Source organism: Micromonospora sp. CA-263727, assembly GCF_050942455.1.
Lineage (GTDB): Bacteria > Actinomycetota > Actinomycetes > Mycobacteriales > Micromonosporaceae > Micromonospora.
Window position 1 is genome coordinate 5117549 of record NZ_CP192031.1, and the last position, 13050, is coordinate 5130598.

At 71.1% G+C, this 13050-nt stretch carries 13 protein-coding genes; 2 read left to right on the plus strand and 11 right to left on the minus strand.

All coding sequences use genetic code 11. From position 1 onward, the window contains the following. Positions 1-73: 73 nt before the first annotated feature. The 8 genes from ACQPYA_RS22305 to ACQPYA_RS22340 form a co-directional block, all read right to left on the minus strand. Positions 74-532 carry a metal-sulfur cluster assembly factor gene (locus ACQPYA_RS22305; RefSeq protein ID WP_433529039.1) on the minus strand — a complete coding sequence of 153 codons (459 nt, stop codon included), beginning with the start codon at positions 530-532 and terminating at the stop codon, positions 74-76. Further along, complete coding sequence (sufU, locus tag ACQPYA_RS22310; RefSeq protein ID WP_433529040.1) at positions 529-1005, minus strand: Fe-S cluster assembly sulfur transfer protein SufU; 477 nt, start codon at positions 1003-1005, stop codon at positions 529-531. The genes ACQPYA_RS22305 and sufU overlap by 4 nt, the downstream gene beginning before the upstream one ends. Positions 1006-1050: 45 nt before the next feature. Beyond that, complete coding sequence (locus ACQPYA_RS22315; protein WP_433529041.1) at positions 1051-2391, minus strand: cysteine desulfurase; 1341 nt, start codon at positions 2389-2391, stop codon at positions 1051-1053. A gap of 25 nt (positions 2392-2416) precedes the next feature. Further along, complete coding sequence (gene sufC, locus ACQPYA_RS22320; RefSeq protein WP_433529042.1) at positions 2417-3190, minus strand: Fe-S cluster assembly ATPase SufC; 774 nt, start codon at positions 3188-3190, stop codon at positions 2417-2419. Continuing rightward, the gene (locus ACQPYA_RS22325; RefSeq protein WP_433529043.1) at positions 3190-3516 is read right to left on the minus strand and encodes a non-heme iron oxygenase ferredoxin subunit; all 327 of its coding nucleotides are present in this window, start codon (positions 3514-3516) and stop codon (positions 3190-3192) included. Before ACQPYA_RS22325 ends, sufC begins: the two co-directional genes overlap by 1 nt. Beyond that, the gene (gene sufD, locus ACQPYA_RS22330; RefSeq protein ID WP_433529044.1) at positions 3516-4658 is read right to left on the minus strand and encodes a Fe-S cluster assembly protein SufD; all 1143 of its coding nucleotides are present in this window, start codon (positions 4656-4658) and stop codon (positions 3516-3518) included. The genes ACQPYA_RS22325 and sufD overlap by 1 nt, the downstream gene beginning before the upstream one ends. 78 nt (positions 4659-4736) lie before the next feature. Further along, entirely contained in the window at positions 4737-6167 is a 1431-nt protein-coding gene (sufB, locus tag ACQPYA_RS22335; RefSeq protein WP_433529045.1) for a Fe-S cluster assembly protein SufB, read from the minus strand. After that, a complete protein-coding gene (locus ACQPYA_RS22340) occupies positions 6164-6898 on the minus strand; it encodes a helix-turn-helix transcriptional regulator (RefSeq protein WP_433529046.1) in 735 nt (244 codons plus the stop codon). Before ACQPYA_RS22340 ends, sufB begins: the two co-directional genes overlap by 4 nt. A 176-nt stretch (positions 6899-7074) precedes the next feature. Here ACQPYA_RS22340 and ACQPYA_RS22345 point away from each other — a divergent pair, with 176 nt between their 5' ends. Further along, positions 7075-8046: a COX15/CtaA family protein gene (locus ACQPYA_RS22345; protein WP_433529047.1), complete on the plus strand. Its 972-nt coding sequence runs from the start codon at positions 7075-7077 to the stop codon at positions 8044-8046. A 103-nt stretch (positions 8047-8149) separates the two neighbouring features. Here ACQPYA_RS22345 and ACQPYA_RS22350 read toward each other — a convergent pair whose 3' ends face one another. The 3 genes from ACQPYA_RS22350 to ACQPYA_RS22360 form a co-directional block, all read right to left on the minus strand. Beyond that, a complete protein-coding gene (locus ACQPYA_RS22350) occupies positions 8150-9067 on the minus strand; it encodes an ATP-grasp domain-containing protein (protein WP_433529048.1) in 918 nt (305 codons plus the stop codon). Between the two features lie 22 nt (positions 9068-9089). Then, a complete protein-coding gene (locus tag ACQPYA_RS22355) occupies positions 9090-9425 on the minus strand; it encodes a hypothetical protein (protein WP_433529049.1) in 336 nt (111 codons plus the stop codon). Positions 9426-9668: 243 nt separating this feature from the next. After that, on the minus strand, positions 9669-10625 hold the full coding sequence (locus tag ACQPYA_RS22360) for a heme o synthase (protein ID WP_433529050.1): 957 nt from the start codon (positions 10623-10625) through the stop codon (positions 9669-9671). Between the two features lie 278 nt (positions 10626-10903). Between ACQPYA_RS22360 and tkt the strand changes: the two genes are divergently transcribed. Next, on the plus strand, positions 10904-13042 hold the full coding sequence (tkt, locus tag ACQPYA_RS22365; RefSeq protein WP_433529051.1) for a transketolase: 2139 nt from the start codon (positions 10904-10906) through the stop codon (positions 13040-13042). Positions 13043-13050: the final 8 nt, after the last annotated feature.

Here is a 13050-nt window from a genome sequence, read left to right on the forward strand (position 1 = left end):
CGCCCACCAGGACCGACACCAAACGCCCGGAGTTCCGGCCATCGGCCGGGCCCCGGGCGCCGGTGCGACCAGGTCAGACGTTGAAGCCGAGAGAGCGGAGCTGGTCGCGGCCCTCGTCGGTGATCTTGTCGGGGCCCCACGGGGGCAGCCAGACCCAGTTGATCCGGATGTCGTCGACCAGCCCACCGCCCGGACCGGTGGTCAGCGCCGACCGGGCCTGGTCCTCGATCACGTCGGTGAGCGGGCAGGCCGCCGAGGTCAGCGTCATGTCCAGGGTCGCGACGTTCTGGTCGTCGACGTGGACGCCGTACACCAGTCCCAGGTCGACCACGTTGATGCCCAGTTCCGGGTCGACGACGTCCTTCATCGCCTCCTCGATGTCGGCGAGGGTGGCCCGGCCACCGCCGGCCGACCCGGCGCCAGCGGTCGCCTCGGTCCCAGCGGTCGCCGACGTGTCGGCGGCCGTCGGGGTCGCCGCGTCGGTGGCCACGGCCCCGCCCTGCGGCGTGGCGGTTCCAGTTTCCTCGCTCATGCCTTCACCTCCGTCGGGCTCGCGCCCACACCGGCGCGTGCCGCGGCGTCCCTGAACGCCATCCACGGCAACAGCGCGCACTTGACCCGGGCGGGGTAGCGGGCGACTCCCTCGAACGCCACCCCGTCGCCGAGCACGTCCTCGTCCGGCGTGACCTGGCCACGGCCGGACATCAGCGCCACGAACGCCTCGTGCACCTCGAACGCCTCGGCCGCGCCCCGGCCGACCAGCAGCTCGTGCAGCACGCTCGCGGACGCCTGACTGATCGAGCAGCCGATCCCCTCGTACGACACGTCGTGCAGCACGGTGCCGTCGGTGGCCACCCGGATGGTCACCTCGTCGCCACAGGTCGGGTTAACGTGGTGCGCCTCGCCGACCTGGTCGCCCGGGTCGGCGGCATCCCGCAGGCCACGACCGTGCGGGTGCTTGTAGTGGTCCAGGATGATCTCCTGGTAAAGCGACTCAAGCTGCATCAGGCCGGCCTCCCGTCGACGCGCCGGGCTCCTGCGCCGCCCGGCTCATCGGAACACCTTTCGCACCCGCTCCAGCCCCGCCACCAGCGCGTCGATCTCCTCCGTGGTGGTGTAGAGGTAGAACGAGGCCCGGGTCATCGCCGGCACCCCGAACCGGGTGCAGACCGGCCGCGCGCAGTGGTGCCCCACCCGCACCTGCACACCGAGGGAGTCGAGCACCTGCCCGACGTCGTGCGGGTGCACGTCGCCGAGGGCGAAGGAGATCGTGCCGCCCCGGCCGACCGGCACCTCCGGGCCGAAGATCCGCAGACCGGGGACGGTGGCCAGGGCGTCCAGCGCGTACGCGGTCAGCTGCTTCTCGTGCCACTGGATTGCCCGCATGCCGATGCCGGTGAGGTAGTCCACGGCCGCGCCGAGCGCGACCGCCTCGGCGATCGGCGGGGTGCCCGCCTCGAAGCGGGCCGGCGGCGGGGCGTACGTCGAGCCGCCCATCGCCACCGTCTCGATCATCGAACCGCCACCGAAGACCGGCGGCATCGCCGCCAGCAGCTCCGACCGCCCCCAGAGCACCCCGATGCCGGTCGGGCCGCACATCTTGTGCCCGGTGAAGACGACGAAGTCGGCGTCCAGGTCGACCACGTCGATCGGCAGGTGCGGCACCGACTGCGAGCAGTCCAGCAGCAGCAGCGCCCCCACCTCGCGGACCCGCGCGGTGATCCGCGCGGTGGCGTTGACGGTGCCGAGGATGTTGGACATGTGCACCAGCGAGACGATCTTCGTCCGCTCGTTGACCAGGTCGGTCAGGCCGGACTCGTCCAGCCGGCCCTGGTCGGTGACCGGGAACCAGCGCAGCGTCGCGCCGGTGCGCTCGGCCAGCAACTGCCACGGCACGATGTTCGAGTGGTGCTCCATCTCGGAGATGACGATCTCGTCACCCGGCCCGAGCCGGAACCGCTCGTCCGTCCCGCGTTCGCGGGACGGAGCAGACAGCGCAGCCGCGTCGGGGCGCAGCGAGGCGTTGGAGAAGGCGTACGCCACGATGTTGATCGCCTCGGTGGAGTTCTTGGTGAACACCACCTCGTCGACGCTGGGCGCGTTGACGAACGCGGCGACCTTCGCCCGGGCCCCCTCGTACGCCTCGGTGGCCTCGGTGCCCAGCGTGTGCACCGAGCGGGACACGTTGGCGTTGTGCCGCCGGTAGTGCTCGTCCAGGGCGTCGAGCACCTGGCGCGGCTTGTGCGAGGTGTTGGCGCTGTCGAGGTAGACCAGCGGATGCCCGTTGATCTCCCGCTCCAGGATCGGGAAGTCGGCGCGTACCGCCGCCACGTCGTAGCGGGGCGCGTCGTCGTACTGCGGCATGCCTGACGGGATCGCGATGGTGGTCATCGTGGTGACCGGCCCTTCCTTGGGATCAGGCCCGGGCCGAACCGGCCCCGGCCGCGTACCGCTCGTAGCCGGATTCCTCCAGCTTGTCGGCCAGTTCCGGGCCGCCCTGCTCGACGATCCGGCCGGCGACGAAGACGTGCACGAAGTCCGGCTTGATGTAGCGCAGGATCCGGGTGTAGTGGGTGATCAGCAGCAGACCGGTGTCGCCGGTGTCGCGCACCCGGTTCACGCCCTCGCTCACCACGCGCAGCGCGTCCACGTCGAGGCCCGAGTCGGTCTCGTCGAGGATGGCCATCTTCGGCTTGAGCAGCTCCAGCTGCACGATCTCGTGCCGCTTCTTCTCACCGCCGGAGAAGCCCTCGTTGACGTTGCGCTGGGCGAAGGCCGGGTCCATGTGCAGGCGCTCCATGGCGCCGCGCAGCTCGCCGCCCCAGGTGCGCAGCTTCGGCGCCTCGCCGTCGATCGCGGTCTTGGCGGTACGCAGGAAGTTCGCCACCGAGACGCCGGGCACCTCGACCGGGTACTGCATGGCGAGGAAGAGACCCGCGCGGGCCCGCTCGTCGACCGACAGTTCCAGCATGTCGACGCCGTCCAGGGTCACCGACCCGCCGGTGATCTCGTACTTCGGGTGACCGGCGATCGAGTACGCCAGGGTCGACTTGCCGGAGCCGTTCGGGCCCATGATGGCGTGCGTCTCACCGGAGCGCACGGTCAGGTCGACACCGGCCAGGATCGGCTTGAGCTCACCCTCGGGCAGCTTGACCGACACCTGCAGGTCACGGATCTCCAGGGTGCTCATTATCGGGTCACTCCATTACTCGGCGTCAGACTGACGTAGATGTCGCCGTCGCGTACGTCGACGGGGTAGACGGGAACGGGTTCGGTGGCGGGCAGCCCGGTCGGCTCGCCGGTGCGCAGGTCGAAGCGGGAGCCGTGCAGCCAGCACTCCAGCGTGCAGCCCTCCACCTCGCCCTCGGAGAGGGCCACGGCGGCGTGTGAGCACTCGTCGTACACGGCGTAGAACTGCTCGTCCTCGCCGTGCACGAGGGCGATCCGGGTGCCGTCGACGTCGGCGGCGATCACGGTCCCCTTCGGCACGTCCTCGACGGCGCAGATGCGGATCATCAAGCGCCGGCCTTCGTGAGCCGGGCCTCGATCGTCTCGCCGAGCCGCTCGCGCAGCCCCTCGACCGGGATCTTGTTCAGCAGTTCGGCGAAGAAGCCGCGCACCACCAGCCGGCGCGCCTCGGCCTCCGGGATGCCCCGGGCCATCAGGTAGAAGAGCTGCTCGTCGTCGAAGCGGCCGGTGGCGCTCGCGTGGCCGGCGCCGGCGATCTCGCCGGTCTCGATCTCCAGATTGGGTACGGAGTCGGCCCGCGCGCCGTCGGTGAGCAGCAGGTTCCGGTTGATCTCGTACGTGTCGGTGCCGGTCGCCTCGGCCCGGATCAGCACGTCGCCGACCCAGACCGTACGGGCGCTATCGCCCTGCAACGCGCCCCGGTAGCCGACGTAGCTGCGGCAGTCCGGCACGGTGTGGTCGACCAGTTGGCGGTGCTCCAGGTGCTGGCCGGAGTCGGCGAAGTAGACGCCGTACAGCTCGGCCTCGCCACCCCGGTCGGTGTACTCGACGGTGGTGTACTGGCGGACCAGGTCGCCACCGAGGCTGACCTGGATGTGCTGCACCCGCGCGTCGCGACCCAACCGCACCTTGAGGTGCTGCGCCTGCACCGCGTCGTCGGCCCAGTCGGCCACCGTGACCAGGGTCAGCTTCGCCCCGTCACCCACCGCCACCTCGACGTTGTCGGCCAGGGTCGCCGAGCCGACCTGCTCCAGCACGATGATCGCCTCGGCGAAGCGGCCCACCTCGACGAAGGTGTGCCCGAAGGCCAGGCCGTCGCTGCCCTCGCCGATCGCCCGCAGGATGGTCGGGCCACTCACCACGGCGTCCTGCGCCACCCGCACCAGCAGGGCCTGCCCGGTCGCGCTGAAGGCGAGCGCGCTGACCCGGTCGACCGGGGTGAGCACGCTGCCCAACCGGGGGTCGTCGGTGCCGATCCGCTCGACGGTCACGCCCTCGGGCAGGTCGGCGTACTCGTGCCGGACCGTGCCGGTGGCGGTCCGGTCGTCACCGACCAGCCCGCGCAGCCGCTTGAGCGGGGTGAAGCGCCACTCCTCCTCCAGGCCGGTCAGGGCCGGGAAGTCGGCGACGTCGTACGAGCGCAGCGCCTGCGACTTGGTGCTGGGCGGCGCGGAAGCCTGGGTAGTCATCTCGTCCTTGGTCTGTTCTTGCGACGACGGTCTTGGTGCTGGGGTGGCGGGCCGACCCGGGCCGGCCCGCCGGGCGGGTCAGCCGACCGCGCCCTCCATCTGCAGCTCGATCAGGCGGTTGAGCTCCAGGGCGTACTCCATCGGCAGTTCCTTGGCGATCGGCTCGATGAAGCCGCGCACGATCATCGCCATCGCCTCGTCCTCGCTCAGGCCCCGGCTCATCAGGTAGAAGAGCTGGTCCTCGCTGACCTTGGAGACGGTCGCCTCGTGCCCCATCGACACGTCGTCCTCGCGGATGTCGACGTAGGGGTAGGTGTCGGAGCGGGAGATGGTGTCGACCAGCAGGGCGTCGCACTTGACCGTGCTGGCGCTGCTGTGCGAGCCCTCCAGCACCTGCACCAGGCCCCGGTACGAGGTCCGGCCGCCGCCCCGGGCGATCGACTTCGACACGATGGTGCTGCTGGTGTGCGGCGCCGCGTGCACCATCTTGGCGCCGGCGTCCTGGTGCTGGCCCTCGCCGGCCATCGCCACCGAGAGCACCTCGCCCTTGGCGTGCTGGCCGGTCATGTAGACCGCCGGGTACTTCATGGTCACCTTGGAGCCGATGTTGCCGTCGATCCACTCCATGGTCGCGCCCTCGTGGCAGACGGCGCGCTTGGTGACCAGGTTGTAGACGTTGTTCGACCAGTTCTGGATGGTCGTGTAGCGGCACCGGGCGTTCTTCTTGACCACGATCTCGACCACCGCGCTGTGCAGCGAGTCCGAGGAGTAGATGGGCGCGGTGCAGCCCTCGACGTAGTGCACGTACGCACCCTCGTCGACGATGATCAGCGTCCGCTCGAACTGGCCCATGTTCTCGGTGTTGATCCGGAAGTACGCCTGCAACGGGATCTCCACGTGCACGCCCTTCGGCACGTAGATGAACGAGCCACCGGACCACACGGAGGTGTTCAGCGCGGCGAACTTGTTGTCGCCGACCGGGATCACCGTGCCGAAGTACTCCTTGAACAGGTCCTCGTGCTCCTTGAGGGCGGTGTCGGTGTCGAGGAAGACGACACCCTGCTCCTCCAGGTCCTCACGGATCTTGTGGTAGACCACCTCGGACTCGTACTGGGCGGCGACACCGGCGACGAGACGCTGCTTCTCGGCCTCCGGGATGCCCAGCCGGTCGTAGGTGTTCTTGATGTCCTCCGGCAGGTCCTCCCAGCTGGCGGCCTGCTTCTCGGTGGAGCGCACGAAGTACTTGATGTTGTCGAAGTCGATCCCGGTGAGGTCCGCGCCCCAGGCCGGCATGGGCTTGCGCCCGAACAGCCGCAGGCCCTTCAGCCGCAGGTCGAGCATCCAGGCCGGCTCGTTCTTCTTGGCCGAGATGTCCCGCACCACCGCCTCGCTGAGGCCGCGCTGGGCGGCGGCCCCGGCGACGTCCGGGTCGGCCCAGCCGTACTCGTAGTTGCCCAGGGCGGCAAGCTGCTCCTCCTGGGTCAGGGGCTGGACGATCTGCTCGGTCATCTATCTGTCCTCACAGTGGTGACGGTCTTACCGGACTGGGCAGGCGGCGGACCGGGAATGTGCGTGGTGCACACCCCGTCGCCGTGCGCGATGGTGGCCAGGCGCTGCACGTGCGTGCCAACCAGGCGGGAGATCACCGTGGTCTCGGCCTCGCACAGCTGGGGGAACTCGGCGGCCACGTGCGCCACCGGGCAGTGGTGCTGGCAGAGCTGGCCGCCGGAAGCGATCGTGGACGCACTGGCAGCGTAACCCTCGGCGGTCAGCGCCGCGGCGAGTGCCTCGGCGCGGGCCATCGGATCGTCGCCGGCGTCGGCCAGGGCGGCCCGGCAGCGAGCCTCCAGGGCGGCCACCTGCTCGGCGGCGAACCGCTCCACCGCGGGCGAGCCACCGGTGCGGGCGATCCAGCGCAGCGCGGCGGTGGCCATGTTGTCGTAGTGGTGTGTGCCACAGCGGCTGCGGGCGGCGTCGGTCAGCAGGAACACCTTGGCCGGCCGGCCCCGCCCCCGGTGACCGCGTACGGCCTGCTCGCGGGCGAGCACGTCACCGTCGGCGAGCATCGCGTCGAGGTGCCGGCGGATCGCCGCCGGGCTGAGCCCCAGCGCGTCGCCCAGTTGGGCGGCGGTGGCCGCCCGGCGCTCCAGCAGCAGCTGGGTGACCCGGTCCCGGGTCGACAGCTCGCCGGCGGGCAGGTTGGCGGCGGCTCCGGCGGTACGCCCCGTCGCGGACGCCACCTGGGCGGCTGACGCCGACCGGTCGGCAGCCGCTTCGGCTGCCGACTGGCGCCCGGTGGGCCCTGCCGCCTTTTTCACAACACCCACGTTACGTAATTCGCCGGGGGCCTGCAAACGCGGGGTGCGGTGATCCGAACCACCGCACGGGCGGAGTCACCCGATCGGGGTCAACTACGTTGCGTAGGATTCGCTCCGTGAAGCGACCCGCCCGGTTTCCGGTCACCACCACCCTGCTACGCCGCCTCGCGTACGCCAACATCGTCGCGAACACGGCGATCGTCGTCACCGGCGGGGCGGTCCGGTTGACCGCCTCCGGGCTGGGCTGCCCGACCTGGCCCCGGTGCACCGACGAGTCGTACACCGCCACGGCCGAGATGGGCGTGCACGGGGTGATCGAGTTCGGCAACCGGCTGCTCACCTTCGTGCTGGTGCTGATCGCGGGCGCCACCCTGCTGGCCGCGCTGGCGCACCGGCCGCGCCGGCCGGGCGTGGTGCCGCTCGCGCTGGGCGTCGTCCTCGGCATCGTGGCGCAGGCCGTGATCGGCGGGATCACCGTACGCACCCAGCTGCACCCCTCGATCGTGGGCATCCACTTCGTGGTCTCGATGCTGCTGCTCCTCGTCGCGTACGCGCTCTGGCGTCGGGTGGTCGAGCCGGACGGCCCCCGGGCGCCGGTGGTGCCGTCCGCGCTGCGGGCCCTGGCCTGGCTCACCGTGGTGGTCAGCGCGGCGGTGATCGTCGTCGGGGTCGCGGTGACCGGCAGCGGTCCGCACGCCGGTGACGCCGACGCGATCCGCAACGGGCTCGACCCGCAGACCATCTCCCAGGTGCACGCCGACCTGGTCTTCCTGCTCGTCGGCCTGACCGTGGGCCTGTGGCTGGCCCTGCGCGCGATCGGCGCGCCGACCCGAACCGTGCGGGCCGCCCTGACCCTGCTCCTGGTCGAGCTGGGCCAGGGTGTGATCGGCTTCGTGCAGTACTTCACCAACCTGCCGGTGCTGCTGGTGGGCGCGCACATGCTCGGCTCCTGCCTGGTCTGGCTCGCCACCCTGGCGGTGCTCTGGTCGACCCGCGAGCGCCGTCCGGTCGACGCGGCACCGGGCGGAACCAGCGCGCCGGCCGAGGAGCCGCTCCCGGCCCACGCCTGACATCCCGTCGGCGAGGTCACGCCCGCTCCGGGACCGGCTGGCCTCTCCGGCGCTTCCGCGCAGCGGACCGGGAAACGAGCGTGAGCTGGCCGACCGCCACGCCTCAGGGGCGGTCCAGGTGGGTGCGGATGGCATCCGCGAGACGGTCGGGGGCGCCGTCGGCGTACCCGATGAAGAGCGACGGCTCGGTCAGCTCCAGCTCCACCAGCACGGGGGTGCCGTCCGGGCCGGGGATCAGGTCCACCCGGGCGTAGAGCAGCCGCTGCGACCCGCCGGGCACCCCCGCCAGAACCTGCTCCGCCACGGCGAGCTGCTCGGCAGCAGCGGTGCGCGCGGTGATCTCCTCGGGCTTGAAGAGCCCCTCGATGCCCTCGTCCGGGCCGGTCAGCATCGGCCCCTTGCGGATGGCGTGGCTGAACGCCAGGCCGTCCGGGCCGGCGAGGAAGAGCAGCGCGGTCTCGCCGACGGTGTCGACCGCCGTCAAATACGGCTGGATCATGGCCACCCGACCGGCCGCGCCGAGCCGGCGGACGTGGGCGGCGGCGAGTTCCCGGTGCTGCGGGTCGGCCAGGTCGTAGCGCCCGGTGTCCCGGCTGCCGGCGCTGACGGCGGGCTTGACGACGTACCCGCCCCGGTCGGCGGGCGGTTGCCACGGCTCGCCGGGCAGCACCCAGCCGGTCGGCACCGTCGGCACGCCGGCCGCGGAGAACTCGTCGAGGTAGCGCTTGTCGGTGTTCCAGCGCACCACGTCGACCGGGTTGACCAGCCGGGGCACCCGGGTCGCCCAGGCGACGAACTCGTCGCGCCGGAACATGTAGTCCCAGGGCGAGCGGAGCACGGCCAGGTCGTACCCGGCCCAGTCGACGGTCGGGTCGTCCCAGACGACGGGCTCGGCGGCGATCCCCCGGGCCGCCAGCGGGCCGAGGACGAGACGGTCGTCCGGGTCGAGGTCGGCCAGTTCGGCGCAGGTGACGAGAGCGACCCGGGGTTCCCCCCGGGTCGCCTGGTGGTGGTTGGTCAACGTGTCCGTCTCAGTAGCTATCTCAGCGGGCCATCGTGCGGCGCGCCATCGAACGCCAGAGGTCGTTGCTCGGGCGCATCTGGTCCATCAGTTCCCGTTCCCAGGCGTTCTCCACGGTGACTCCGGCCTTTGCGCAGGCCTCGCGGGCCACGCCGGTGTCCTCCGCGAACTGGTCGCCCCACGCGCCGTCCGAACCCACGAGGACGATGCGTGCACCGCGCTTGCCGACGTACTCGATGACCGCCTTCGCCCCGCCGTGCCCGGCGGCGAACGACTTGATGCCCGCGACGAGCCCGTTGGGGGCCTGTCCGGAGGCGGCCTGATCAGCCGTCAGCGTCGTATCGGAACCATCTGCCATAACGCGAAGCCTAAGCAGACATGCACCCGGTCGGGTGAGAACCGTGAGGCTTTTGTGATGCCGATTACCTGCAAGTTTAAGGAAGAGGAAAGGTTTTTCGCCCGGTTTTATCACCATCAAAAGGGATAATGCGACGCCGCAGATCGGCACCAACCGCCAACAAACCGGACAGCGCCCTCGGGACTGTTAAAAAGGGGCCCTTCCTCTACCGCAGGCGTTAAGAAGGGGCCCTTCCTTACACCTTTAGAGGAGGGCGTCGAGCGCGGCGGCGGCGAAGACGATGGTCAGGTACGTCGTCGACCAGTGGAACAGCCGCATCGGCTTGACCGGCTCGCCCCGGCTGGCCCGGCCGGCGAGCTTGTGCGCCTCGACCAGGAAGACCACGCCCACCACCAGCGTCGGCACGCCGTAGACCGGGCTCAGGCCGAGCGCCCAGGGCGCCAGCGAGGTCAGCACCGTCAGCCAGGCGAACAGCAGGATCTCGGCGTTGACCCGCCGCACCGAGGCCACCACCGGCAGCATCGGGATGCCGGCCCGGGCGTAGTCGGCCTTGTACTTCATGGCCAGTGGATAGAAGTGCGGCATCTGCCAGAAGAAGACCACCGCGAAGAGCGCCCAGGCCACCGGCGACAGCGAGCCGGTCACCGCCGCCCAGCCGATCAGCACCGGCGCGGCCCCGCAGGCCCCGCCCCAGAAGGTGTTCGCCGCGGTGGTGCGCTTGAGCCAGAGCGTGTAGACGAGGTCGTAGTAGACGATCGCGGCCAGCGTGAGCCCGGTGGCGAGCAGGTTGGTGAAGGCCGCCATCAGCGTGATCGAGACCGCCGCCAGCACCAGGCCGAAGATCAGAGCGTTGCGGGGCGTGACGGTGTGCGCCGGCAGCGGCCGCCGCTTGGTCCGCCGCATCAACTGGTCGATGTCCCGGTCGATGTAGCAGTTGAGCACGCTGGCCGCGCCGGCCGCGAGCGAGCCACCCACCAGCACCACCGCGACCAGCCACAACGACGGCATCCCGCCGTGCGCGAGCATCATCGCCGGCACGGTGGTGACCAGCAGCAGCTCCACGATCCGCGGCTTGGTCAGCGACACGTACGCCGCGATCACCACCCGCAGGTCGCGGGAGCGGACCGGCAGCTCCTCCGTGGCGCGCACCGGCGTACGCCCGGCAGGGTTACTGACGGGACGCTCGGTGACCATGCTCACGGATTGCCACCTTCCGGCTTCGGCAGGGGAGGTCAGGGCGGACCGGACCCGGCTCGGGTCCACACGCCGCCCCACACACTACGCGTTGTCGTTTTGGCTGCCCGGGCGACCCGGCAACGGTGCGGGCCGTCACACCTGCGGCTGAACCGGGGGTGAACCGGGGCGCCGGCCGGAACCGTACAGACCAGCATGCTGAGATCCTCGGGCACACGTTTAGCAGCGCTCGATAGGGTCACCAGTGAGGGTTCCGCCCATCTCGCCGAGGAGCACAAACCACCGTGGCTGCCAACCGACCCGAGCATTCCGCTCTTGACTGGTCCGATCTTGACCGCCGTGCCGTGGACACCGTCCGCGTGCTGGCCATGGATGCCGTGGAGAAATCCGGCAACGGCCACCCGGGCACGGCGATGAGTCTCGCCCCCGCGGCGTACCTGCTGTTCAACCGGGTCATGCGGCACAGTCCCGCCGATCCGCTCTGGCCCGGCCGGGACCGCTTCGTGCTCTCCGCCGGCCACTCCAGCCTGACGCTCTACATCCAGCTCTTCCTCGCCGGCTACCCGCTGAGCCTGGACGACCTGAAGTCGCTGCGGCAGTGGGGCTCGCTCACCCCGGGTCACCCCGAGCACGGGCACACCCCGGGCGTGGAGACCACCACCGGCCCGCTCGGGCAGGGCCTGGGCAACGCCGTCGGGATGGCGATGGCGGCGCGCCGCGAGCGCGGCCTGTTCGACCCGGAGGCCGAGCCGGGCGAGTCGGTCTTCGACCACCACATCTGGTGCATCGCCTCGGACGGCGACATCGAGGAGGGCATCAGCCACGAGGCCAGCGCCCTGGCCGGGCACCAGCAGCTGGGCAACCTCTGCCTGATCTACGACGACAACGAGATCTCGATCGAGGACGACACCCGGATCGCGATGAGCGAGGACGTGGCGGCCCGCTACACGGCGTACGGCTGGCACGTGCAGACGGTCGACTGGCGGCGCGGCGACGCCGACCAGGGCGACTACCACGAGAACGTGGCCGAGCTGTACCAGGCGCTGCTGGCCGCCAGGGCGGAGACCGGCCGCCCGTCGTTCATCGCGCTGCGCACCATCATCGGCTGGCCGGCGCCGAACAAGCAGAACACCGGCAAGATCCACGGCTCGGCGCTGGGCGGCGACGAGGTGGCCGCCACCAAGCAGATCCTCGGCTTCGACCCGGCCGGATCGTTCGAGGTCACCGAGGAGGTGCTCGGCCACACCCGCCAGGCGCTGCGCCGCGGCGAGGCCGCCCAGCGGCAGTGGACGGCCGCCTTCGACGCCTGGGCCGAGGCCAACCCGGAACGCCGGGCTCTCTACGACCGGCTGGCCGGCCGTACGCTGCCCGAGGGTTGGGCCGACGCGCTGCCCGAGTTCCCGGCCGACGCGAAGGGCGTGGCCACCCGGGCCGCCTCCGGCAAGGTGCTGGCCGCGCTCGCGCCGGTGCTGCCCGAGCTCTGGGGCGGCTCGGCGGACCTGGCCGAGAGCAACAACACCACGATGAAGGGCGAGCCCTCCTTCGTCCCCAGCCAGTACGCGACCAAGGAGTTCCCCGGCCACGAGTACGGCCGGACGCTGCACTTCGGCATCCGCGAGCACGCCATGGGCGCGATCCTCAACGGCATCGCCCTGCACGGTGGCACCCGCCCGTACGGCGGCACCTTCCTGGTGTTCAGCGACTACATGCGCCCCTCGGTGCGCCTGGCCGCGCTGATGAAGCTGCCGGTGGTCTACGTCTGGACGCACGACTCCATCGGCCTCGGCGAGGACGGCCCGACCCACCAGCCGGTGGAGCACCTGACCGCGCTGCGGGCCATCCCCGGCCTGGACGTGGTCCGCCCCGCCGACGCCAACGAGACGGCGTGGGCCTGGCGGCAGGCGCTGGAGCACACCGACCGGCCGACCGCGCTGGCGCTGAGCCGGCAGCCGCTGCCGACCCTGGACCGGTCGACGCTGGGCGGGGCCGACGGGGCCGCCAAGGGCGGTTACGTGCTGGCCGAGGCGTCCAACGGCAAGCCGGAGGTGATCATCGTCGGTACCGGCTCGGAGGTGCAGCTCTGCCTGACCGCCCGGGAGCGGCTGGAGGCCGGCGGCACCCCCACCCGGGTCGTCTCGATGCCCTGCCAGGAGTGGTTCTACGCGCAGGACGAGGCGTACCGGGAGTCGGTGCTGCCGCGCGGGGTAAAGGCCCGGGTGAGCGTGGAGGCGGGCATCGCGATGTCCTGGCGCGGCATCGTCGGCGACTGCGGCGAGAGCGTCAGCCTGGAGCACTACGGCGCGAGTGCCCCGCACTCCGTGCTCTTCGAGCAGTTCGGCTTCACCCCCGACCGGATCGTCGCCGCCGCCCACGCGGCGCTGACCCGGGTCGGCGACATCACCGGTTTCACCACCGGCAACTGAGGGGAGCG